This window comes from Enterobacter cloacae complex sp. 372C4 (assembly GCF_050030615.1).
Classification (GTDB): Bacteria; Pseudomonadota; Gammaproteobacteria; order Enterobacterales; family Enterobacteriaceae; genus Enterobacter; species Enterobacter intestinihominis.
Map to the genome: position 1 here is coordinate 1,534,153 of NZ_JBLGUQ010000001.1, position 23,517 is coordinate 1,557,669.

General features: G+C 57.3%; 14 protein-coding genes. 4 read left to right on the top strand and 10 right to left on the bottom strand.

Translation table 11 applies throughout. From position 1 onward, the window contains the following. Window positions 1-43: 43 nt before the first annotated feature. Both nfuA and gntT read left to right on the top strand, forming a co-directional pair. The gene (nfuA, locus tag ACQG11_RS07455) at window positions 44-619 is read left to right on the top strand and encodes a Fe-S biogenesis protein NfuA (RefSeq protein WP_003861601.1); all 576 of its coding nucleotides are present in this window, start codon (window positions 44-46) and stop codon (window positions 617-619) included. A 305-nt stretch (window positions 620-924) separates the two neighbouring features. Next, window positions 925-2,241 (top strand): gluconate transporter, encoded by a 1,317-nt coding sequence (gntT, locus tag ACQG11_RS07460; RefSeq protein ID WP_023298788.1) that lies wholly within the window; start codon window positions 925-927, stop codon window positions 2,239-2,241. A 111-nt stretch (window positions 2,242-2,352) separates the two neighbouring features. Here gntT and malQ read toward each other — a convergent pair whose 3' ends face one another. After that, the gene (gene malQ, locus ACQG11_RS07465; protein ID WP_426728275.1) at window positions 2,353-4,431 is read right to left on the bottom strand and encodes a 4-alpha-glucanotransferase; all 2,079 of its coding nucleotides are present in this window, start codon (window positions 4,429-4,431) and stop codon (window positions 2,353-2,355) included. A gap of 9 nt (window positions 4,432-4,440) precedes the next feature. Then, complete coding sequence (gene malP, locus ACQG11_RS07470; protein ID WP_022649639.1) at window positions 4,441-6,834, bottom strand: maltodextrin phosphorylase; 2,394 nt, start codon at window positions 6,832-6,834, stop codon at window positions 4,441-4,443. Between the two features lie 573 nt (window positions 6,835-7,407). On the opposite strand from malP, the gene malT reads away from it, so the two are divergent. Next, a complete protein-coding gene (gene malT / locus ACQG11_RS07475; RefSeq protein ID WP_423398101.1) occupies window positions 7,408-10,113 on the top strand; it encodes an HTH-type transcriptional regulator MalT in 2,706 nt (901 codons plus the stop codon). 78 nt (window positions 10,114-10,191) lie between these two features. On the opposite strand, the gene ACQG11_RS07480 is transcribed toward malT, so the two are convergent. The 3 genes from ACQG11_RS07480 to glpE are packed head-to-tail and all read right to left on the bottom strand — an operon-like array spanning window position 10,192 to window position 12,177. Beyond that, window positions 10,192-10,950 carry a DeoR/GlpR family transcriptional regulator gene (locus ACQG11_RS07480; protein WP_022649641.1) on the bottom strand — a complete coding sequence of 253 codons (759 nt, stop codon included), beginning with the start codon at window positions 10,948-10,950 and terminating at the stop codon, window positions 10,192-10,194. Window positions 10,951-10,966: 16 nt separating this feature from the next. Then, complete coding sequence (gene glpG / locus ACQG11_RS07485) at window positions 10,967-11,797, bottom strand: rhomboid family intramembrane serine protease GlpG (protein WP_426728276.1); 831 nt, start codon at window positions 11,795-11,797, stop codon at window positions 10,967-10,969. A 47-nt stretch (window positions 11,798-11,844) separates the two neighbouring features. Next, complete coding sequence (gene glpE, locus ACQG11_RS07490) at window positions 11,845-12,177, bottom strand: thiosulfate sulfurtransferase GlpE (protein WP_022649643.1); 333 nt, start codon at window positions 12,175-12,177, stop codon at window positions 11,845-11,847. Between the two features lie 250 nt (window positions 12,178-12,427). Between glpE and glpD the strand changes: the two genes are divergently transcribed. After that, window positions 12,428-13,936: a glycerol-3-phosphate dehydrogenase gene (gene glpD, locus ACQG11_RS07495; RefSeq protein ID WP_038416857.1), complete on the top strand. Its 1,509-nt coding sequence runs from the start codon at window positions 12,428-12,430 to the stop codon at window positions 13,934-13,936. A gap of 90 nt (window positions 13,937-14,026) precedes the next feature. Here glpD and glgP read toward each other — a convergent pair whose 3' ends face one another. Genes glgP through glgB form a run of 5 tightly spaced genes read right to left on the bottom strand, consistent with a single transcriptional unit; the run spans window position 14,027 to window position 23,395 of the window. Further along, window positions 14,027-16,474: a glycogen phosphorylase gene (gene glgP / locus ACQG11_RS07500; protein ID WP_023307123.1), complete on the bottom strand. Its 2,448-nt coding sequence runs from the start codon at window positions 16,472-16,474 to the stop codon at window positions 14,027-14,029. Window positions 16,475-16,492: 18 nt separating this feature from the next. Continuing rightward, window positions 16,493-17,926, bottom strand: a complete 1,434-nt coding sequence (gene glgA / locus ACQG11_RS07505; RefSeq protein ID WP_022649646.1) for a glycogen synthase GlgA — start codon at window positions 17,924-17,926, stop codon at window positions 16,493-16,495. Beyond that, window positions 17,926-19,221, bottom strand: coding sequence for a glucose-1-phosphate adenylyltransferase (glgC, locus tag ACQG11_RS07510; protein ID WP_003861582.1), 1,296 nt, complete (start codon window positions 19,219-19,221; stop codon window positions 17,926-17,928). Before glgC ends, glgA begins: the two co-directional genes overlap by 1 nt. Window positions 19,222-19,238: 17 nt before the next feature. Further along, the gene (gene glgX / locus ACQG11_RS07515) at window positions 19,239-21,212 is read right to left on the bottom strand and encodes a glycogen debranching protein GlgX (RefSeq protein ID WP_426728277.1); all 1,974 of its coding nucleotides are present in this window, start codon (window positions 21,210-21,212) and stop codon (window positions 19,239-19,241) included. Further along, a complete protein-coding gene (gene glgB / locus ACQG11_RS07520; protein ID WP_426728278.1) occupies window positions 21,209-23,395 on the bottom strand; it encodes a 1,4-alpha-glucan branching enzyme in 2,187 nt (728 codons plus the stop codon). The genes glgX and glgB overlap by 4 nt, the downstream gene beginning before the upstream one ends. Window positions 23,396-23,517 lie beyond the last annotated feature (122 nt).

Below are 23,517 nucleotides of genomic sequence, written 5' to 3' on the forward strand. Positions count from 1 at the left end.
ATGATTATACCCAGGTAATTTAGTCAACTATTAGGCCAAAGCTATGATCCGTATTTCCGATTCTGCACAAGCGCACTTTGCCAAACTGCTGGCAAATCAGGAAGAAGGGACGCAGATCCGCGTGTTTGTGATCAATCCAGGCACTCCGAATGCAGAATGTGGTGTCTCTTATTGTCCTCCGGATGCTGTGGAAGCAACTGACACTGCCCTTAAATTTGAACAGCTCACCGCATACGTTGATGAGCTGAGCGCGCCGTATCTTGAAGATGCGGAGATTGATTTCGTCACCGACCAGCTGGGTTCGCAGCTGACGCTGAAGGCGCCAAACGCGAAGATGCGTAAAGTCTCTGACGATGCCCCGCTGATGGAGCGTGTGGAATATCTGCTGCAATCGCAGATCAACCCGCAGCTGGCCGGCCACGGTGGACGTGTTTCCCTGATGGAAATCACCGAAGATGGTCTGGCGATCCTGCAATTCGGCGGCGGCTGTAACGGCTGCTCCATGGTCGATGTAACCCTGAAAGAAGGGATCGAGAAGCAGCTGCTGAACGAATTCCCGGAACTGAAAGGCGTGCGCGATCTGACCGAACACCAGCGCGGCGAGCACTCTTACTACTAATTCAGTGCCCGTCTGTATTGCCCGGTGGCGCTGCGCTTACCGGGCCTGCTTTTTCTTGCCTCCCCCTCTATATGTTGACCTGCGTCTCATAATTCAAATTTTGCCTCCCTGGGTGATTCTCAATCACGTCATGTTACCCGTATCATTCCCATGGGCACTCAACACCCTTATAACAGCCGACTAAACTTATCGTTTTCGCAGGCATCAGTATGAGTGCCGTTAATACTCTGTTCCCAGTTGGGACAACCGGAATTTGTCGTTGAAACAATGACGTTACCCATAACAATTCAAAGGCCAGGTCAATCATGCCATTAGTCATCGTCGCTATCGGTGTTGTGTTATTACTGCTCTTGATGATCCGCTTCAAAATGAACGGATTTATCGCTCTGGTTCTGGTGGCACTTGCAGTCGGTCTGATGCAGGGAATGCCGCTGGTTAAAGTTATCAGCTCCATTAAAGCCGGTGTCGGCGGTACGCTCGGCAGCCTGGCGCTGATCATGGGCTTCGGCGCCATGCTCGGTAAAATGCTCGCGGACTGCGGTGGCGCGCAGCGTATTGCCACTACCCTTATCGATAAATTTGGCAAGCAGCACATCCAGTGGGCGGTGGTGTTAACCGGTTTTACCGTCGGTTTCGCACTGTTCTATGAAGTGGGCTTCGTCCTGATGCTGCCGCTGGTGTTCACCATCGCCGCTGCCGCCAACATCCCGCTGCTGTTCGTAGGCGTACCGATGGCTGCGGCGCTGTCCGTCACCCACGGCTTCCTGCCGCCGCATCCGGGTCCAACGGCTATCGCTACCATCTTCCATGCCGACATGGGTAAAACCCTGCTGTTCGGTACGATTCTGGCGATCCCAACGGTTATCCTGGCCGGTCCTGTTTATGCGCGCTTCCTGAAAGGCATTGATAAGCCCATCCCGGAAGGCCTGTACAGCGCCAAAACCTTCACAGATGCAGAGATGCCTGGCTTTGGCGTCAGCGTCTGGACCTCTCTGGTGCCGGTGATCCTGATGGCAATGCGTGCCGTAGCAGAGATGGTTCTGCCGAAAGGTCACGCGTTCCTGTCCGTTGCGGAGTTCCTGGGCGACCCGGTGATGGCAACGCTGATTGCGGTCCTGATCGCCATGTTTACCTTCGGTCTTAACCGCGGTCGCTCCATGGATCAGATCAACGACACGCTGACCTCTTCCATCAAAATCATTGCCATGATGCTGCTGATCATCGGCGGTGGCGGCGCGTTTAAGCAGGTGCTGGTCGACAGCGGCGTGGATAAATACATTGCTGCCATGATGCATGAAACCAACGTATCGCCGCTCCTGATGGCATGGTCTATTGCCGCGGTGCTGCGTATCGCGCTGGGCTCTGCAACCGTTGCGGCGATTACCGCGGGTGGTATCGTTGCGCCGCTGATTGCGACCACGGGCGTAAGCCCTGAGCTGATGGTTATCGCGGTCGGTTCGGGCAGCGTGATTTTCTCCCACGTGAACGATCCGGGCTTCTGGCTGTTCAAGGAGTACTTCAACCTGACCATCGGTGAAACCATCAAGTCCTGGTCCGCGCTGGAAACCATTATTTCGGTGTGCGGTCTGGTCGGGGTGCTGCTGTTGAATATGGTGATTTAATGCCATGAGTCGGGAGGCGGCTACGCCTTACCCGACCTACTCGATACCTGTAGGCCCGGTAAGCGTTAGCGCCTCCGGGCAATAAAAAACCCGCCACTGGCGGGTTTTTTATTATTTCTTCGCGGCTGCTTTTCGCCGTTTATCCAAATCCTTAATCAGCCTGTTCACCCCGTCATCGGCGAACATCGCTTCAAGCGTAGTGGACAGCTTGCGACGCCAGTTTTTGTACTGATAGCTGGTACCGGGTATGTTTACCGGCTCCGCCATATCAATCCAGTCTTCCGGTTGCAGACCGAGCAACGCGCTGTTGCTGTCGGCAATATAGCGCTGTAAGCCACGGTTAAGCGTTGGCGTCATCGACATCAGCGACGCCTTATGCCCGGCGCGCTTCGGCAGACAGCCATGCTTATGCAGCGCATCCAGCAGCCCCTGTTTCGCCAGCTCGCGATCCTGATACAACCCACGCAGAACCTCTTCATCCGGGTAGAGACCCAGCGTTTTGCCGAGCGTCAGGTCGCCGCTTTCCCAGTAGCCTCTGAGCGTAGGAAGATCATGCGTCGTCGCGACTGCCATTGACTGTTCAGGGTACGCTTTCGGCGCGCGGAAGGTTTTCTCATGGTCGTTGTCAAAATAGAGCACTTTGTAGGAGTAAACCCCGCTGTCGCGGAGCTTGCTGACAATCTCAACCGGCACGGTACCGAGATCTTCGCCAATCACCATGCACTGATGACGTTTACTCTCCAGCGCGAGGATTGAGAGCAGATCGTCCACCGGATACTGCACGTACGCCCCGTGATCGGCCGTTTCACCGTACGGGATCCACCACAGACGCAGCACAGACATGACATGGTCGATACGCAACGCGCCGCAGTTCTGCATGTTAGCGCGCAGCAGATCGATAAACGGCTCGTAGGCACGCGCCGCCATCACGTGTGGATCCATCGGCGGCAAGCCCCAGTTCTGACCAAGCGGGCCCAGAATATCCGGCGGCGCACCGACGGAGGCTTTCAGACAGTAAAGTTCACGGTCACACCAGGTCTCCGCCCCGCCTTCCGCCACGCCGACGGCCAGATCGCGATACAGACCGATCGGCATGTTATAGCCCTGACTCACCTGCCAGCAGGCAGCAAACTGGCTGTACGCCAGCCACTGCAACCAGAGATAGAAATCCACCTCGTCGGCATGCGTCTCACAAAACGCCTTCACTTCCGGGGTATCCACGGACTGATACGCTTCCGGCCACACCGGCCAGCCCCAGCGCATCTCATCCTCCTGGACCTGATACGCATGCAGCGCATCAAACGCCGCCTGCCAGTAAAGGCTCTCGCCTTCCTGCATCACAAACTGGCGGAAGGCTGCCATCTGCTCGTCGTCACGCTTCGCAAAGCCCTTCCAGGCCAGACGCAGCGCCGCCATTTTCAGCGCGGTCACGGAGGCATAATCGACCCAGTCCGCATCGCGGGCCTGTTTCAGCATCTGTTGGGTGGTGTCCAGCTTCCACCACGCCTGCGCCTCTTTGCTGTTTTTGAAATCGTCTAACGCGTTAACGTCGATGTAGATCACGTTCAGCCAGCGGCGGGAAGACGGGCTGTACGGGCTCGCGCTTTCCGGATTCGCCGGATAGAGGGCGTGGATCGGGTTGAGGCCGATAAATGCCCCGCCGCGCTCACCAACAGATGCCAGCATCTTTTTCAGGTCGCCAAAATCGCCAATGCCCCAGTTGCTGTCTGAACGCAAGGTGTAAAGCTGCACACAGGCGCCCCACAGCTTTTTGCCTTCGAGTAGCGCCTGCGGCTCATAGCAGCGCTTCGGCGCGACGATCACCCGACAGTGGAAGCGGCTGTCATTCTGGGTGAGCGTCAGGCTGTGATAGCCCTCCGGCAGCTTCGCCGGAAGGGTGAGGGTTTTGCCGCCGGTGGCATGGCCTTTATGCTGATGCCCCTCTTCGGTGGTGAGCAGCCAGCTGAACTCGCCGCGCCCTTCCACCGCCAGCGGCATCTTCTTGCCCGCGGTAAAGACCTTCACGTTCGGCACCGGCGCTCCCGACGCTTTCGCGTCGGTTTTGTGCATGGCATCCAGCAAACGTCTTTTGGTGTCCGCACCAATAGACTGCGGTTTGCCGTGCGCATTGATGTAACTGAGGCTAATTCCCGCCGCCTGCGCGGCACTGTCCAGACGTTTACTCTCCATCGCGCTTCCTTAGCGTTTTGCCTGCCAGATACGAGCCTGATAATCACGGATTGAGCGGTCAGAGCTGAACATACCGCAGCGCGCGGTGTTCAGGATACATGCGCGAGTCCAGGCATCCTGGTCACGGTACAGCACGTCGACCTGCTTCTGCGCTTCAACGTAAGCGGTAAAGTCCGCCATTACCAGGTACGGGTCGCCGCCCTGTTTGTCCATGCTGTGCAGCATCTGGTCAAACGCGTGCTTGTCGCCATCGCTGTACTTCCCGCTTTCCAGCTCTTTCAACACCGCATCCAGCACTTTGTCTTTTTTACGCCATTTCACCGGGTCATACCCTTTGGCTTTGATGGCTTTCACTTCTTCAACAGTATGGCCGAAGATAAAGATGTTCTCTTCACCGACCTTCTCGGCGATTTCAACGTTCGCACCGTCCAGCGTGCCGACGGTCAGCGCGCCGTTCAGGGCCAGCTTCATGTTGCCGGTGCCGGACGCTTCTTTACCGGCGGTAGAGATCTGCTCGGAAATATCCGCCGCCGGGATCAGCATTTCAGCCGCAGAGACGCAGTAGTCCGGCAGGAACACCACCTTCAGCTTGTCGCCCACTTTCGGATCGTTGTTGATCGCCGCCGCCACTTTATTAATGGCAAGGATAATGTTTTTCGCCAGGTAGTAGCCCGGCGCCGCTTTCGCACCGAACAGGAACACGCGCGGGACGCGGTCGGCCTGAGGGTTCTCGCGGATCTCTTTGTACAGCGCCAGAATGTGCAGCAGGTTCAGATGCTGACGTTTGTACTCGTGCAGGCGTTTGATCTGGATATCGAAAATCGCATTTGGGTTAATTTCAATTCCGGTACGCATTTTCACGAACTCGGCCAGACGTACCTTGTTCTCCAGCTTAATGGCGCGGTACTGCTCGCGGAACTTCGCGTCGTCAGCGTATTTTTCCAGGTTGATGAGCTGGTCCAGATCGTTGGCCCACTCTTTCTTCAGGGTCTTGTCCAGCAGGCCGGCCAGCAGCGGGTTGCACTGTTTGATCCAGCGACGCGGCGTAATGCCGTTGGTCACGTTGTGGAATTTGGTCGGCCACAGCTGGTGGTATTCCGGGAAGAGATCTTTCACCACCAGATCCGAGTGCAGCGCGGCCACGCCGTTCACCGCAAAGCCGCTTACCACGCACATGTTTGCCATGCGCACCTGTTTGTTGTGTACCACGGCCAGCTTCGCCCAGACGGCTTTGTCGCCCGGCCAGGTTTTCTCCACCAGCGTTTTGAACTGGTCGTTAATCTTATTGATGATCTGCATATGGCGCGGCAGCAGCGTTTTCACCAGCTTCTCATCCCAGCACTCCAGCGCTTCCGGCATCAGGGTGTGGTTGGTGTAGGCGAAGGTGCGGCTGGTGATGGCCCAGGCGTCGTCCCAGCTCAGCTGATGCTCGTCGATCAGCACGCGCAGAAGTTCCGGGATGGCAATGGTTGGGTGCGTGTCGTTGAGCTGAATAACTTCGAAGTCCGGCAGCTGCGCCAGCTTGCGGCCCGCCAGGTGGTGGCGGCGCAGAATGTCCGCGACGGAACAGGCGCACTGGAAGTATTGCTGCATCAGGCGCAGCTTTTTACCCGCCAGATGGTTGTCGTTCGGGTAGAGCACTTTGGTCAGCTTCTCGGCGTCGATACCCTGTTGCTCGGCGCGCAGGAAATCACCGTCATTGAATTTAGTCAGGTTGAATGGATGCGCGTGCTTCGCCTGCCACAGACGCAGCGGCTGCGCCACGCCGTTACGGTAGCCGAGCACCGGCAGATCCCAGGCTTCACCGGTAATTGTGAACGCTGGTTCCCAGAGCCCCTGCTTCGTGACTTTCCCGCCAATCCCGACCTGCACATCCAGCTGTGCGTTGTGGCGGAACCACGGGTAAGTATTACGATGCCAGTCGTCCGGCGCTTCCATCTGGTGGCCGTCAGCGAACGACTGGCGGAACAGACCGTACTGGTAGTTCAGACCATAGCCAATGGCCGACTGGCCCACGGTTGCCATGGAATCCAGGAAGCAGGCTGCCAGACGTCCCAGACCGCCGTTACCCAGCGCCGGATCAATCTCTTCTTCCAGCAGATCGGTCAGGTTGATGTCGTGTTCTTTCAGCACGTCGCCAACGTCCTGATACCAGCCAAGGTTCAGCAGATTGTTACCCGTCAGACGGCCAATCAGGAACTCCATCGAAATGTAGTTGACGTGACGCTGGCCTTTCACAGGCTTCGTCGCGGGCTGAGCGTCCAGCTGCTCTGCGAGCGCCCCGCTCACCGCCTGCCACCACTGGTGAGGCGTCATCTCGTTTGCAGCATGAAGGCCAAAACGCTGCCACTGACGCGTCAGGGCAGCCTGGAATTGAGCTTTGTTGAAAGTAGGCTGTGACATAGGGAATCGGCATCCTGTAGAGAGAAAACACATTTGGCGCTAGTGTGCCTGGCTCATTGCGCCTCTTCCTCCTCCTGTCGGGGATTAGGCAGGGAGGAGTAGCGGGGATGAGCATAAAAGTGTGATCGAGGCCACTGTGTAAGTGTGCGCTTCGCTGAAAAAGCGATCCCGGAAGAGCGTCAAAGAAATGAAATGCAGTTTCGGAGGAAATTAATCATCGCTGAAATGATTACTTACGTAGAATAATATTTCTCACGTACAGCGGCTTTCCAGCAACACTATTAAGCCAGAGCAACTTTCCCCAAAGTTAATTAACTTCACCGTCATTATCTCTTTCTGAAACCAGTTTCAGCGCAACCGCGCGCCATGCAGACAAGCCAGTAACAGCGCGGCATCCAGCCATTTATGAAAAGTTCCACCAATGATGAGAATGTTTTGTGACAGAGTGCAAATTCAGAGCCTCCAAACCCAGACATAACTTGCAATAGTTCCTCTATTGGCCGAACTTATAGATATTAATTACGAAGCGCAAAAAAAATAAATTCTCTCGTTCCCCACAGTGAAGTGAAAACTATGTTGATTCCGTCCAAATTAAGTCGCCCGGTTCGTCTTGACCATACTGTGGTCCGCGAGCGCCTGCTGGCTAAACTTTCCGGTGCGCATAATTTCCGACTGGCGCTGGTTACGAGTCCTGCGGGTTATGGAAAAACAACGCTCATTTCGCAATGGGCGGCAGGTAAAAGCGATCTTGGCTGGTACTCCCTGGATGAAGGTGATAACCAGCAGGAGCGTTTTGCCAGCTATTTAATTGCCGCGATTCAGCAGGCAACCAACGGACACTGCGTCACCAGCGAGGTGATGGTGCAAAAGCGCCAGTACGCCAGCCTGTCCTCTCTGTTCTCCCAGCTGTTTATCGAACTGGCCGAATGGCATCGCCCGCTGTATGTGGTGATTGATGATTATCATCTGATCACCAACCCGGTTATTCACGAGTCCATGCGGTTCTTCCTGCGCCATCAGCCGGAAAACCTGACGCTGGTCGTCCTGTCGCGCAACCTTCCGCAGCTGGGCATTGCCAACCTGCGGGTGCGCGATCAGCTACTGGAAATTGGCAGTCAGCAGCTGGCCTTTACCCATCAGGAAGCGAAACAGTTCTTTGACTGCCGTCTGACTTCTCCGATTGAGGCGTCGGAAAGCAGCCGCCTGTGTGATGACGTTGCAGGCTGGGCCACGGCGCTTCAGCTGATTGCCCTTTCCGCGCGGCAAAACAATAGCCCAACGCACCAGTCCGCGCGCCGCCTGGCGGGCATCAACGCCAGCCACCTGTCGGATTATCTGGTGGATGAGGTACTCAACAGCGTAGACCTCACTACCCGCCATTTCCTGCTGAAAAGCTCCCTGCTACGTTCGATGAACGATGCGCTGATTGTGCGCGTCACCGGTATTGAAAACGGGCAGCTTCAGCTCGAAGAGATTGAACGTCAGGGTTTGTTCCTGACGCGAATGGACGATCCCGGCGAATGGTTTAGCTACCATCCGCTGTTTGGCAGCTTCCTGCGCCAGCGTTGCCAGTGGGAGATGGCCGCAGAGCTGCCAGAAATTCACCGCGCCGCCGCCGAAAGCTGGATGGCGCAAGGTTTCCCGAGCGAGGCTATCCACCATGCGCTGGCCGCCGGAGATGCCGATATGCTGCGCGATATTCTGCTCAACCACGCGTGGGGACTGTTCAACCACAGCGAACTGACGCTGCTGGAAGAGTCGTTAAAAGCGCTGCCGTGGGAGAGCCTGCTGGAGAATCCGCGTCTGGTGCTGCTCCAGGCCTGGCTGATGCAGAGCCAGCATCGCTACAGCGAAGTGAACACCCTGCTGGCGCGCGCCGAGCAGGAGATGGAAAGCGAGATGGATGCCACCCTGCACGGCGAATTTAACGCCCTGCGTGCGCAGGTGGCGATTAACGACGGCGACCCGGAAGAAGCCGAACGGCTGGCGATGGTCGCGCTGGATGAGCTGCCGCTGGCGAATTTCTACAGCCGTATTGTGGCCACCTCGGTACACGGCGAAGTGCTGCACTGTAAGGGCGACCTCACGCGTTCGCTTTCGCTCATGCAGCAAACCGAACAGATGGCCCGCCGCCACGATGTCTGGCATTACGCACTGTGGAGCCTGATCCAGCAAAGCGAGATTTTATTTGCTCAGGGGTTCCTGCAGGCCGCCTGGGAAAACCAGGAGAAAGCGTTCCAGCTGATCCGTGAGCAGCATCTGGAACAGCTGCCAATGCATGAGTTCCTGTTGCGTATTCGCGCTCAGCTGCTCTGGGCATGGTCGCGTCTGGATGAAGCAGAAAGCTGCGCCCGCCAGGGCCTGAATGTGCTTTCGAGCTTCCAGCCGCAGCAGCAACTCCAGTGCCTGGCCCTGCTGGTGCAGTGCTCGCTGGCGCGCGGCGACCTGGATAATGCCCGCAACCACCTTAACCGCCTGGAAAACCTGCTCGGCAACGGGCAGTACCATAGCGACTGGGTCTCCAACGCCGATAAGGTCCGGGTGATATACTGGCAGATGACCGGCGATAAAAAGTCCGCCGCCAACTGGCTGCGTCACACGCCTAAACCAGAATTTGCCAATAACCACTTCCTGCAAAGCCAGTGGCGCAATATTGCCCGCGTGCAGATCCTGCTGGGTGACTTCGAGCCTGCCGAAATCGTGCTGGAAGAGTTAAACGAAAACGCCCGTAGCCTGCGCCTGATGAGCGATTTAAACCGCAACCTGCTGCTGTTAAACCAGCTTTACTGGCAGGCGGGACGTAAAAACGATGCCCAGCGCGTGCTGCTGGAAGCGTTGCAGCTGGCGAACCGCACCGGGTTTATCAGCCACTTTGTGATTGAGGGTGAAGTGATGGCCCAGCAGTTGCGCCAGCTGATTCAGCTCAACACGCTGCCGGAACTCGATCAGCATCGCGCCCAGCGCATTCTGCGCGAGATTAACCAGCACCACCGCCACAAGTTTGCGCACTTCGATGAGAACTTTGTTGAACGTCTGCTGAACCATCCGGAAGTGCCGGAGCTTATCCGCACCAGCCCGCTCACCCAGCGTGAATGGCAGGTGCTGGGGCTGATCTATTCCGGCTACAGCAACGAGCAGATTGCCGGTGAGCTGGCGGTGGCGGCAACCACCATCAAAACGCACATTCGCAATCTGTATCAGAAGCTGGGCGTGGCGCACCGTCAGGACGCGGTGCAGCATGCGCAGCAGTTGTTGAAGATGATGGGGTACGGAGTTTAGTTTTGTGCGGCCTGATGCCCTCACCCCGGCCTACGGGTTTTGTAGGTCGGGTAAGCGCAGCGCCACCCGACACAACCGCTAGCACAACTCCAGCTGCAAATTGTTATCCTTAATCACCTGCAACACGCCCGCCGGCGGCATCTCGTCGGTGTAGACCGCATTAACCATGCTAATGCTGCCCATGTTGACCATCGCATTGCGGCCAAATTTCGAGTGATCCACCACCAGCATCACGTGGCGCGAGTTCTCAATAATCGCGCGCTTGGTGCGCACCTCGTGGTAATCAAACTCCAGCAGCGAGCCGTCGGTGTCGATGCCGCTGATCCCCAGAATGCCGAAGTCGAGGCGAAACTGAGAGATAAAATCGAGCGTCGCTTCGCCGATAATGCCCCCGTCGCGGCTGCGCAGTTCGCCGCCCGCGAGGATGATGCGAAAATCGTCTTTCTGCATCAACGTGTTTGCCACGTTCAGGTTGTTGGTCACCACGCGGAGGTTCTCGTGATTCAGCAGCGCATGGGCGACCGCTTCCGGCGTGGTGCCGATATCAATAAACAGCGTCGCGCCGTTCGGGATCTGGCTCGCCACTTTACGGGCGATACGCTCTTTCTCTGCCGTTTGCGTCGCCTTACGATCATGCCATGAGGTGTTCACCGAGCTGGACGGCAGCGCCGCGCCGCCGTGATGGCGCAGAATACGGTTCTGATCGGCCAGGTCGTTGAGGTCACGACGGATGGTTTGCGGGCTGACGGCAAACTGCTCCACCAGCTCTTCAGTACTGACGTATCCCTGTTTTTTTACCAGTTCGATAATGGCGTCATGACGTTGTGTTTGTTTCATGAAATATCCCTGGGAATTATGTTCGTTTTCGCGCATGGAGCGTATCGGCCAGCGCCATCGCCAGCCCGACCGCCAGGCCGGTAACGTGCGCACCATTGGCGATAGACATACCAAACAGATCAAACCATCCGGCAATAAGCCATATTAACGCAAAGGTTATTAATCCACGTTGTAAATAGATGCCGCTTTCCGGGTCGCGCTCGCCTCTGAGCCAGGCGTAACCCATCAGGGCGTACACCACGCCGGATAACCCGCCAAACCACGGACCGCTGAATTTATGCTGCACATAGCCGCTTAACAGGGCGCTGATAAGGGTGATCACAATCAGCTTGCCGCTGCCGAGCCGCTTCTCCACCGCCCCGCCGAGATACCACCACCACAGCAGGTTAAAGAGGATATGCATCACCGAGAAGTGCATCAGCGCATGCGTGAAGTAGCGCCAGACGTCAAAATGCAGGGAGGGATCGTACGGCCATGCGAGGGCAATCATCACGCTCTGGTCGCCCACCACGCTCATAATAATGAAGACGCTGATGCAGGCTGCCATCAAAAGCAGCGTAAACGGTCCTGCGCGCTCGCGGAGGGTGGCGAGAAACGGAAAACGTTGATAGTGCAGGCCACTGTCGGTCTGGCCGGATTGCCAGCTTGCTGCCAGATAACGCGGGTCGCCCGGGTTTTCCAGGAAACGCGCCAGCTCGGCGTTCACGCGCCCAGCCTGGCTTTCGTCTGCCAGCCAGACATCCGTCTGTGTATGCTGCTGAATAGTCAGGATAATGCCCTGCGTCGCCATATAGTCGACAAACGCCTGGGCGACGCGCGGGTTGCTAAAAGAGGTGATCATCAACATGGGCAGCGGTCGCTTATTTCCACACAAAAGGGGACAGTATAGCGGGATCAGCGCTCAAACGCGTATTCAACTTCTGCCGGGAAATGACGATGCCATGCATCGAAGCCGCCATCGACGCTGTATACCGCGTCGTAACCCTGCTGGAGCAGATACTGCGCCGCGCCTTTACTGCTGTTGCCGTGATAGCACATCACCATCACCGGCGTGTCGAAGTCGTTATCGCGCATAAACGCGCCCAGCGTGTCGTTGGTGAGATGGAACGCGCCCGGCGTGTGGCCCATCGCAAAGCTCTGCGGATCGCGGATATCCACCAGCACCGCGGTTTTCTGGTGCATCTTCTGATGGGCTTCTTCTACGTTAATACATTCAAACTGATCCATGGTGTTCTCTTTCTGTTGTTCTGGTTGGGTGCGCTCTGGTGCCCTCACCCCAGCCCTCTCCCACAGGGAGAGGGAGAAAAGTTAGTCGCACGATTTTACCCCGTAGTGTACGTCCTGGCGGCGGGTAAACGCCATTATGTTATCCATATCACTCTAAATTGTTTTTTTGATGTTACCAAAAGCGCGTTCCTTTGCTATTATGAGCGATATCGAACATTTTTGAGCTTTAACGAAAGTGCATGAGGGTGTTATGGAAACCAAAGATCTGATTGTGATAGGCGGGGGCATCAACGGTGCCGGTATTGCGGTTGATGCCGCAGGACGCGGTTTATCCGTGCTGATGCTGGAAGCTAACGATCTCGCCTGCGCGACGTCGTCCGCCAGCTCCAAGCTGATCCACGGAGGCCTGCGCTACCTGGAACACTACGAATTCCGCCTGGTCAGCGAAGCGCTGGCCGAACGCGAAGTGCTGCTGAAAATGGCTCCGCATCTGGCGATCCCGATGCGCTTCCGCCTGCCCCATCGCCCGCATCTGCGTCCGGCGTGGATGATCCGCATCGGTCTGTTTATGTACGATCATCTGGGTAAACGCACCAGCCTGCCGGGTTCAACCGGTTTGCGTTTTGGCTCAGAATCGGTCCTTAAGCCTGAAATCGTGCGCGGTTTCGAATATTCCGACTGCTGGGTGGACGATGCGCGTCTGGTGCTGGCTAACGCGCAGATGGTCGAGAAGAAAGGCGGCGAGGTGAAAACCCGTACCCGCGCGATCGCCGCGCGCCGCGAAAACGGCCTGTGGATTGTGGAAGCGGAAGACGTAGATACCGGTGAGAAGTTTAGCTGGAAAGCGCGCGGCCTGGTGAATGCCACCGGCCCGTGGGTAAAACAGTTCTTCGATGACGGTATGCACCTGCCTTCTCCGTACGGCATCCGCCTGATCAAGGGCAGCCACATTGTGGTGCCGCGCGTGCATACCCAGAAGCAGGCTTATATCCTGCAAAACGAAGACAAGCGCATCGTGTTTGTGATCCCGTGGATGGACGAGTTCTCCATCATCGGCACCACTGACGTGGAGTACAAGGGCGATCCGAAAAACGTTGAGATTGAAGAGAGCGAAGTCAGCTACCTGCTGAAAGTGTACAACGCACACTTTAAGAAACAGCTGGCGCGCGATGACGTGGTCTGGACCTACTCCGGCGTGCGTCCGCTGTGTGATGACGAGTCTGACTCACCGCAGGCCATCACCCGTGACTATACGCTTGATATTCATGACGTGGACGGTCAGGCGCCGCTGCTGTCGGTGTTTGGCGGTAAGCTCACCACCTACCGTAAACTGGCGGAGCACGCGCTGGAGAAACTGGCGCCGTATTACAAAGGCATCGGCCCGGCGTGGACGAAAGGCGCCGTGCTGCCTGGCGGCGATATCGGCAATAACCGCGACGATTACGCCGCGAAGCTGCGTCGCCGCTTCCCGTTCATTACCGAAGGAATGGCGCGCCACTACGCCCGCACCTACGGCAGCAATACCGAACTGTTCCTCGGCAACGCGAAAGAGATTGCCGATCTGGGCGAGCATTTTGGCCATGAGCTGTACGAAGCGGAACTGCGCTACCTGGTGGAACACGAATGGGTGCGCCGTCTGGACGATGCCATCTGGCGTCGTACTAAAGAAGGGATGTGGCTGAATGCCGAGCAGCAGTCTCGCGTGGCGCAATGGTTGCAACAGCATGCGGGAAAGCGTGAATTGTCACTGGCGTCCTGAGGGTGACAAAAAATGCCCGGTGGCGCTGCGCTTACCGGGCCTACAGGATCGAGTAGGCCGGGTAAGGCGGAGCCGCCACCCGGCTTTGTTTTACAACCTCACCGGATCAATATGCCAGATATTCTCGGCATACTCTTTGATGGTCCTGTCTGACGAGAAGTATCCCATGTTGGCGATGTTATGCATCGCGGCGCTGGTCCACTTCTCCTGCTGACGGTACAGTTCGTCCACCTTATCCTGACAATCCACGTAGCTGCGGTAATCCGCCAGCACCTGATAGTGATCGCCAAAGTTAATCAGCGAGTCCACCAGGTCACGATAGCGCCCAGGCTCCTCAGGGTTAAACACCCCGGTGGCGATTTGCGTCAGCACCTGGCGTAACTCTTCATCCTCTTCATAATACTCACGCGGCGAGTAGCCCTGCTTGCGAAGCGCCTCTACCTCTTCCGCCGTATTCCCGAAGATAAAGATATTCTCCGCGCCCACATGCTCCAGCATTTCGACATTTGCGCCGTCCAGCGTGCCGATGGTCAGCGCGCCGTTCAGGGCAAACTTCATGTTGCTGGTGCCGGATGCTTCCGTCCCCGCCGTGGAAATCTGCTCAGAGAGATCCGCCGCCGGAATAATCAGCTGCGCCAGGCTTACGCTGTAGTTCGGGATAAACACCACTTTCAGCTTGTCGCCAATGTCCGGATCCTGGTTCACTACCTTCGCCACATCGTTGATAAGATGAATGATGTGCTTCGCCATGTAGTACGCGGAGGCCGCCTTACCGGCAAAGATTTTCACGCGCGGCACCCACTCCGCCGTCGGGTCAGCCTTAATGCGGTTGTAGTGAGTGATGACGTGCAGGACGTTCATCAGCTGACGCTTGTACTCGTGGATACGTTTGATCTGCACGTCGAACAGCGCTTTCGGGTTCGCCACCACGTTGAGATGCATCGCCAGCCAGACTGACAGCCGTTTCTTGTTCAGCAGCTTGGCTTCCCGTACGGCTTTGTTCACCGTCGGAAAATCAATGTGTTGCTCAAGCTCGCTCAGCTGGCTCAAATCGGTGCGCCAGGTGCGGCCGATATTTTCGTCCAGCACGTCAGACAGCGGCTGGTTCGCCAGCGCCAGCCAGCGGCGCGGGGTGACGCCGTTGGTCACGTTGCAGAAACGCGTCGGGAAGATCTTCGCAAAGTCTGCAAACAGCGACTGCACCATCAGGTTCGAATGCAGCTCTGAAACCCCGTTGACCTTATGGCTGATCACCACCGCCAGCCAGGCCATGCGTACGCGGCGACCATTGGATTCATCAATGATCGAGGCGCGGCTCAGCAGGCCGGTATCGTTCGGGTACTGCTCCTGCAAGGTCTTGAGGAAGTAGTCGTTGATCTCGAAGATGATTTGCAGGTGGCGCGGCAGAATTTTGCCGAGCATATCCACCGGCCACGTCTCCAGCGCTTCACTCATCAGCGTATGGTTGGTGTACGAGAACACCTGGCAGGTCACTTCAAACGCGTCATCCCAGCTGAACTTATGCTCGTCAATCAGCAGGCGCATCAGCTCAGGGATCGACAGCACCGGATGGGTATCGTTGAGGTGAATAGCGGTTTTTTCCGCCAGATTCGCATAGGTTTTGTGCAGCTGATAGTGACGGCTAAGGATATCCTGAATCGTTGCCGAGACGAGGAAATACTCCTGACGCAGACGCAGCTCGCGGCCCGAGTAGGTCGAGTCATCCGGATACAGGACGCGGGACACGTTCTCAGAGTGGTTTTTATCTTCCACCGCCGCGAAGTAGTCACCCTGATTGAATTTACCGAGGTTGATCTCGCTACTGGCCTGCGCGTTCCACAGGCGCAGCGTGTTGGTCGCATCGGTGTCGTAGCCGGGGATAATCTGGTCATAGGCCACGGCGAGGATCTCTTCGGTTTCCACCCAGCGGGATTTTTTCCCTTCCTGCTGAATACGCCCGCCAAAACGCACCTTGTAGCGCGTGTTGTGGCGCTTGAACTCCCACGGGTTACCGTACTCCAGCCAGTAGTCCGGCGACTCTTTCTGACGGCCATCAACGATGTTCTGCTTGAACATGCCGTAGTCGTAGCGAATACCGTACCCGCGTCCCGGCAGCGCCAGCGTCGCCAGTGAATCGAGGAAGCAGGCGGCAAGACGCCCGAGACCGCCGTTACCCAGCCCCGGGTCGTTCTCTTCGTCAATCAGCTCTTCTAAGTCCAGCCCCATCTCTTCCAGTGCGTTTTTGACGTCGTCATAAATCCCGAGCGATAACAGCGCATTGGAGAGGGTGCGACCAATCAAAAACTCCATCGACAGGTAATACACCTGTCGCGTCTCCTGCGAGAGCTGGGCGCGGTTGGAGCGCAGCCAGCGTTCGACCATACGGTCACGCACCGCAAACAGCGTGGCGTTCAGCCACTCATGTTTGTTGGCAATAACTGGATCTTTCCCAATGGTAAACATCAGCTTATAGGCGATGGAGTGTTTCAACGCCTCAACGCTGAGCGTGGGGGAAGAGTAGCTAAATGGAGCATTCATATCAGTAACTTCGCCTCGTTACATCAAGCGTTGATAAAGGTCGCGGTAGGACTGCGCCGCAACGTGCCAGCCAAAGTCCATGGACATCGCCTGACGTTGTACGTAACGCCACAGGGATGGACGGGACCACAAGACGAAAGCACGCCGGATCGCCCGAAGTAGCGACCAGGCATTACTGTCCTCGAAAACAAACCCGCTGGCGATACCATCCGCCAGGTTTTCCAGGGAGCTGTCAGACACCGTATCCGCCAGCCCGCCCGTGCGGCGTACCAGCGGCAGCGTGCCGTATTTCAGACCATAGAGCTGCGTCAGGCCGCAGGGCTCGAAACGGCTCGGCACCAGAATCACGTCTGCGCCGCCCATGATGCGGTGCGAGAACGCTTCGTGATAGCCAATCTGCACGCCCACCTGCCCCGGATGTTCCGCCGCGGCCGCGAGGAAACCTTCCTGCAATACCGGGTCGCCCGCGCCGAGTAGCGCCAGCTGGCCGCCCTGCTCCAGTAATCCTGGCAGCGCTTCCAGCACCAGATCCAGCCCTTTCTGGCTGGTCAGGCGGCTGACCACCGCAAACAGCGGTACCTTGTCGTTGACCTTCAGCCCCATCGCAATCTGTAGCTGACGCTTGTTCTCCGCTTTGTCCTCCACGGAGTCGCGACCATAGCGCGCTGCCAGCAGGAGGTCCGTTTCCGGATTCCAGATCTGTTCATCCACGCCGTTCAGAATGCCCGACAGACGACCTTCACGGTGGCGCTGTTGCAGTAGCCCTTCCATACCGTAACCGAACTCCGGCTGGGTAATTTCCCGCGCGTAGGTTGGGCTGACCGCCGTGATGTGGTCGGCGTAGTACAGACCGGCCTTCAGGAACGAAATCTGTCCGTTAAACTCCAGTCCGTGCATGTTAAAGAACGACCATGGCAGATCGATGTCATTCATATGATGCGCGTAATACATGCCCTGATACGCCAGGTTGTGCACCGTAAACACCGATTTCGCCGGGTGTCCTTTCGCCGCCAGATACGCAGGAGCCAGCCCCGCATGCCAGTCGTGCGCGTGCACCACGTTCGGACGCCAGAACGGATCCAGCCCGACGGCCATCTCCGCCCCCACCCAGCCGAGCAGGGCAAAGCGCAGCACGTTATCGGTATAGGCGTACAGGTTGGTATCGTGATACGGGCTGCCGGGTCGGTCGTATAAATGCGGCGCATCAATCAGGTAAATCCCTACGCCATTGTAATGTCCAAACAGCAGGGTGATACGTCCCGCGAAGGTCTCGCGGCGGGTAACAACCTTCGCATCGGGAATACCACGCCGGATATCCGGAAAAGCGGGTAACAACACGCGGGTATCCACCCCTCCGGCAATTTGCGCCGCCGGTAATGCACCAAGAACATCCGCCAGTCCGCCCGTTTTTAACAACGGGAACATCTCAGAACATACGTGTAAAACCTGCATCATCGCTCCTGTTTGATTTGCAGCTTCCGCAACATTTCCCGTGTTACTAACACGATCCCCTCTTCCGATCGGTAGAAACGACGTGCATCTTCTTCCGCGTTTTCCCCAATCACCATCCCTTCGGGAATGACGCAGGCACGGTCGATAACGCAGCGACGCAGACGACATGAGCGCCCTACCCAGACATCCGGCAGCAGGACTGCCGAATCGATATTACAGAATGAGTTTATACGCACGCGCGGGAACAGCACGGACTGCACCACCACCGAACCGGAGATAATGCACCCGCCAGAGACCAGCGAGTTCAGCGTCATACCGTGGCTGCCGGAGCGATCCTGGACGAACTTCGCCGGCGGCAGCGATTCCATATGGGTGCGAATCGGCCAGTTCTGGTCGTACATATCCAGTTCAGGCGTCACAGATGCCAAATCGAGGTTGGCTTTCCAGTAGGCTTCCAGCGTGCCGACGTCGCGCCAGTAAGGTTCCGCATTTGGATCGGACTGCACGCAGGACAATGGGAAAGGATGTGCATACGCCATGCCAGCTTTGGTAATTTTCGGGATGATGTCTTTACCGAAGTCGTGGCTGGAGTTTTCGTCTTTGTCGTCTTCTTCCAGCAGCTCATAAAGATAATCGGCATCAAAGACATAGATCCCCATGCTGGCGAGCGATTTGGTGTCGTCTCCCGGCATGGTTGGCGGATTCGCCGGTTTTTCGACAAAGTCGATAATCTTGTCATCGCCATCTACATGCATCACGCCAAACGCGGTTGCTTCTGCAACAGGCACCGGAAGACACGCCACGGTGCAGCGCGCACCTTTTTCGACGTGGTCGATCAGCATGTGGGAGTAATCTTGCTTATAGATGTGGTCCCCGGCGAGGATAACGATGTATTCCGCGTTGTAGCGGCGAATGATGTCGAGGTTCTGGGTCACGGCATCCGCCGTGCCGCGGTACCAGTTCTCCCCGTGAACGCGCTGCTGCGCCGGGAGCAGATCGACAAACTCGTTCATCTCTTCGCTGAAGAATGACCAGCCGCGCTGAATGTGCTGCACCAGCGTGTGCGACTGATACTGGGTAATGACGCCAATACGGCGAATGCCTGAGTTCAGGCAGTTGGAGAGTGCAAAATCGATAATACGGAACTTACCACCAAAGTGAACGGCCGGTTTGGCGCGCTTGATGGTCAAATCTTTCAGACGGGTACCACGCCCGCCCGCGAGGATCAGGGCAACTGTTTTTAATGGTAGCTGGCGCGCCAACATTAACGGATCGTTCTTCTCTAATCTAACCATGACTAACTCCTTTTTTATCATCTTTGGAATACGCACACTCCGTGCGCAGGCCCGTGCCAGACAGCCATAACAACCGGATTATCCGCTCCGGCAAAGGGAGGAATGGCTCGCCATTCCCCGTCAGGTAAAACAATCTCTGCGACGTCATCCGTCGCGTTCAGCGTCACCAGCCACGCATCCGAAAGCAGGATTTGCAGACAGGGTATGCCGTGTTGCCACTCTTGCGCGCTTAACGGTTGCGCGTCTTTATTCAGCCAGCGAACGTTGCCGTCGCCCTCTTCCCACCAGCAGTCGGCGGTGAGCGCGGGGATGTGCTGGCGAAGATGGATCAGCGCCGCGGTGAAATGGGTCAACCCGCTGTTCGCTTCTTCCCAGTTGAGCCAGGTCAAGGTGTTGTCCTGGCAATAGGCGTTGTTGTTGCCGTGCTGGCTGTGACCGTGCTCATCGCCCGCCAGCAGCATCGGCGTGCCCTGCGACAACAAAAGCGTCGTCAGCAGCGCATGAACGCTGGCGCGTCGCCGCTCGATCACATCCAGACTTCCGCCTAACCCTTCTATACCATGGTTAAAGCTATGGTTGTTGTTAGTCCCATCGCGATTCTCTTCGCCGTTTGCCTCATTGTGTTTCTGATTGAAACAAACGCAGTCGCGCAGCGTAAAACCGTCGTGCGCCGTCACCAGATTAATGGTGGCCGACGGACGTTTGCCGTCATGCTTAAAGAGATCGCTGGAGCCGGCAAAGCGACCGGCAAACTCCCCCAGCGACAGATCGCGCGTCAGCCAGAAGCGGCGGACGGCATCGCGGAAGTGGTCGTTCCACTCGGCAAACAGCGGCGGGAAGTTCCCCACCTGATAACCGCCCTCGCCGATGTCCCAGGGCTCCGCAATCAGCTTCACCTTTGAAAGCACCGGACAGTTTTTGATGGCCTCAAACAGCGGCGCCTGCTGGCTGAACGCCGGGGTGCGCCCCATTACCGGCGCCAGGTCGAAACGAAAACCGTCCACGTGGAACGTCTCAACCCAGTATTTCAGGCACGCGTACGCGTAATGCGTAACGGCCGGATCACTGAGGTTGAGGGTGTTACCGCACCCGGTCCAGTTCTCGTAATCGCCGTCGTCCCTGATCCAATAATAGCTACGGTTATCGATTCCGCGCTGAGAGAGCGTCGGGCCATCAAGATCGCTTTCTGCACTGTGGTTCAACACCACGTCCAGAATGACCTCGATACCCGCCGCGTGAAGCGCCTTCACCGCATCGCGAAACTCATCCCGCGCCTTCTCCGGATGCACCGCGTAGCGCGGGTCGAGGGCGAACATCGCCAGCGGGTTGTAGCCCCAGTAGTTGCTTAACCCAAGACGCTGCAGCCGCGGCTCGCTGGCAAAATGCGCCACGGGCAACAGCTCCAGGGCGGTGATCCCTAAGTGCTTCAGGTACGCGACCATCGTCGGATGCCCAAGCGCTTTGTAGGTACCGCGCATCTCTTTGGGGATTGACGGATGCAGATACGTCAGCCCTTTGACGTGGGCTTCATAAATAACGGTGTTGCCCCACGGCGTGCGCGGCGGGGCATCGTCTTCCCAGTCGTAGAGATCGTGTACCACCACGCTTTTGGGCGCGACGGGTGCGCTGTCGCGGTGGTCTGGTTCGCCGTAGCCAACGTGGAACAGCGGGTCGTCTTTAAACTCGCCGTCCACGCGGTGCGCACATGGGTCAATCAGCAGCTTCGCCGGGTTAAACCAGTGCCCCTGAGAGGGCTCCCAGGGGCCGTGTACGCGAAAACCGTAGTGCATCCCCGGCCGTCCTCCGGGCAGGTAGCCATGCCAGGTATCCCCCGTGCGCGCCGGTAAATCGTAACGGTGTTCGTTACCTTCCCCGTCAAACACGCAGAGTTCCACCCGCTCAGCATGGGCAGAAAAGAGCGTGAAGTTCACCCCCTTTCCGTCAAACCTCGCCCCGAGCGGTTCGGGTTTACCTGCCGAGAGCTGCGTCATTCTCCCTCCCGCACCAGCCAGATTATGCTCAGCGGCGGCAGCGTCAGGCCAAGGGAGTTCGGACGACCGTGGCTTTCGATGGCGTCGCTCTGTACCAGCCCGCCGTTACCAGCGTTGCTGCCGTGGTAGTGCATGGAGTCGGTGTTAAGGATTTCTCGCCATTTGCCCGGCTGGTTTATGCCGAAGCGGTAGTGTTCGCGCGGTATCGGCGTGAAGTTGCTGGCGACAATGATCTCGTTACCCGCCTTGTCGCGGCGCACAAAGACAAACACCGAGCGCTCGTGGTCGTCCACCACCAGCCACTCAAAGCCGTACGGATCGAAGTCCAGCTCGTGCAGCGCTTTGTGGTGGCGATAGGTCAGGTTCAGGTCGCGAACCAGACGCTGCACGCCGTGGTGCCAGTTGTCCGCGCCTTCCAGCAGATGCCAGTCAAGGCTGGTGTCGTGGTTCCATTCGCGCCCTTGCGCAAATTCGTTGCCCATAAACAGCAGCTTTTTGCCCGGGAAGGCGAACATCCAGCCGTAATAGGCGCGCAGGTTGGCAAACTTCTGCCACGCGTCCCCCGGCATGCGGTCGAGAACGGATTTCTTGCCGTGTACCACTTCATCGTGCGACAGCGGCAGCATGAAGTTTTCGGTGTAGTTGTAGAGTAGCCCGAAGGTGAGCTTATCGTGGTGATACTGACGATAAACCGGGTCAAGCTTCATGTAGTCGAGCGTGTCGTGCATCCAGCCGAGGTTCCACTTGTACCAGAAGCCCAGGCCGCCCATTGCCGGTGGACGGGAAACGCCCGGGAAGTCGGTTGACTCTTCAGCCATGGTCACGGCGCCTTCCACCTGCTCGCCGATAATGCGGTTGGTGTTGCGCAGAAACTCAATCGCTTCGAGGTTTTCACGCCCGCCATACTCGTTTGGGATCCACTCACCCTCTTTGCGGCTGTAGTCGCGGTAGATCATCGACGCCACCGCATCGACGCGCAGGGCATCAATACCGAAACGTTCGATCCAGTACAGCGCGTTCCCGACCAGGTAGTTTGACACTTCACGGCGACCGTAGTTGTAGATCAGCGTGTTCCAGTCCTGGTGATAGCCTTCGCGCGGATCGCTGTGCTCGTACAGCTTCGTACCGTCAAACTCTGCCAGCGCAAAATCATCCGACGGGAAGTGGCCCGGCACCCAGTCGAGGATCACGTTCAGTCCGGCGGCGTGCGCGGCATCAATGAAATAGCGGAAGTCATCGCGCGTGCCGAAGCGGCGCGTAGGCGCATATAGCCCGGTCGGCTGATAGCCCCAGCTACCGTCGAACGGGTGTTCGTTGATTGGCAGCAGCTCCAGATGGGTAAAGCCCATCCATTTGGCGTACGGCACCAGCTGGTCCGCCAGCTCGCGATAGCTCAGCCAGAAGTTGTTATCGGTGTGGCGACGCCAGGAGCCGAGATGCACTTCATAGACGGAGATCGGCGCATCAAAGCGGTTGGCCTGCTTGCGCTCCTCGCTCTGGACAACCTTCTCCGGCAGGCCGCAAATCAGCGAGGCGGTATTCGGGCGCAGTTCGGCCTCAAAGGCGTACGGGTCGGATTTAATACGCAGCTTGCCGTTGGCATCGATCATCTCGAATTTGTAGAGCTGACCGTTATGCGCGCCGGGGATAAACAGCTCCCAGATGCCGGTTTCCCGGCGCAGGCGCATGGGGTGACGACGACCGTCCCAGTAGTTGAACTGCCCGACGACGGAGACGCGCTGGGCGTTTGGCGCCCATACGGCAAAGCGCGTGCCGGTGATACCGTCCATGGTATCCGCATGGGCACCCAGCGTTTCGTAGGGGCGTAAATGGGTCCCTTCGGACAGCAGCCAGGCGTCCATCTCTTTTAAGAGCGGGCCGAAGCTATAGGGATCATCAATCAGGTTTTGCTGACCGTGCCAGATAACGGCAAGCTGATAACGAAAAGGATTTTTACGGCGGGGCATGACGCCCGAGAAGAAGCCACGCGAGTCGAGGCATTCCAGATTACCCACCTTGCGGCCGGTTTTGGGTTCGATAACCCACACTTCTGTTGCATCCGGTAACAGCGCCCGAACTTCCAGTCCGGCCTCTGTACGGTGCATCCCTAGCACAGAAAAGGGGTCGGCAAAGTGACCCGCAATAAGCGCATTAATCACGTCTCTCGAAATACGATCGGACATGGTATTCATCCTGTTTTTTTATGTCGCCCTTTTTACGCGCTCCGGGACGACTTTTAATGTGACCTAAACGGTGCAGTTAATCCTCTCTGCTCCGCCCTACCCTCAGGTGAGAAATAAATCTT

Excerpts from the sequence above, each read along its gene's own strand:
- nfuA (WP_003861601.1), top strand. The coding sequence starts at position 44 with ATGATCCGTATTTCCGATTCTGCACAAGCGCACTTTGCCAAACTGCTG.
- gntT (WP_023298788.1), top strand. The coding sequence starts at position 925 with ATGCCATTAGTCATCGTCGCTATCGGTGTTGTGTTATTACTGCTCTTG.
- malQ (WP_426728275.1), bottom strand. The coding sequence starts at position 4,431 with ATGGAGAGTAAACGTCTGGACAGTGCCGCGCAGGCGGCGGGAATTAGC.
- malP (WP_022649639.1), bottom strand. The coding sequence starts at position 6,834 with ATGTCACAGCCTACTTTCAACAAAGCTCAATTCCAGGCTGCCCTGACG.
- malT (WP_423398101.1), top strand. The coding sequence starts at position 7,408 with ATGTTGATTCCGTCCAAATTAAGTCGCCCGGTTCGTCTTGACCATACT.
- ACQG11_RS07480 (WP_022649641.1), bottom strand. The coding sequence starts at position 10,950 with ATGAAACAAACACAACGTCATGACGCCATTATCGAACTGGTAAAAAAA.
- glpG (WP_426728276.1), bottom strand. The coding sequence starts at position 11,797 with ATGTTGATGATCACCTCTTTTAGCAACCCGCGCGTCGCCCAGGCGTTT.
- glpE (WP_022649643.1), bottom strand. The coding sequence starts at position 12,177 with ATGGATCAGTTTGAATGTATTAACGTAGAAGAAGCCCATCAGAAGATG.
- glpD (WP_038416857.1), top strand. The coding sequence starts at position 12,428 with ATGGAAACCAAAGATCTGATTGTGATAGGCGGGGGCATCAACGGTGCC.
- glgP (WP_023307123.1), bottom strand. The coding sequence starts at position 16,474 with ATGAATGCTCCATTTAGCTACTCTTCCCCCACGCTCAGCGTTGAGGCG.
- glgA (WP_022649646.1), bottom strand. The coding sequence starts at position 17,926 with ATGCAGGTTTTACACGTATGTTCTGAGATGTTCCCGTTGTTAAAAACG.
- glgC (WP_003861582.1), bottom strand. The coding sequence starts at position 19,221 with ATGGTTAGATTAGAGAAGAACGATCCGTTAATGTTGGCGCGCCAGCTA.
- glgX (WP_426728277.1), bottom strand. The coding sequence starts at position 21,212 with ATGACGCAGCTCTCGGCAGGTAAACCCGAACCGCTCGGGGCGAGGTTT.
- glgB (WP_426728278.1), bottom strand. The coding sequence starts at position 23,395 with ATGTCCGATCGTATTTCGAGAGACGTGATTAATGCGCTTATTGCGGGT.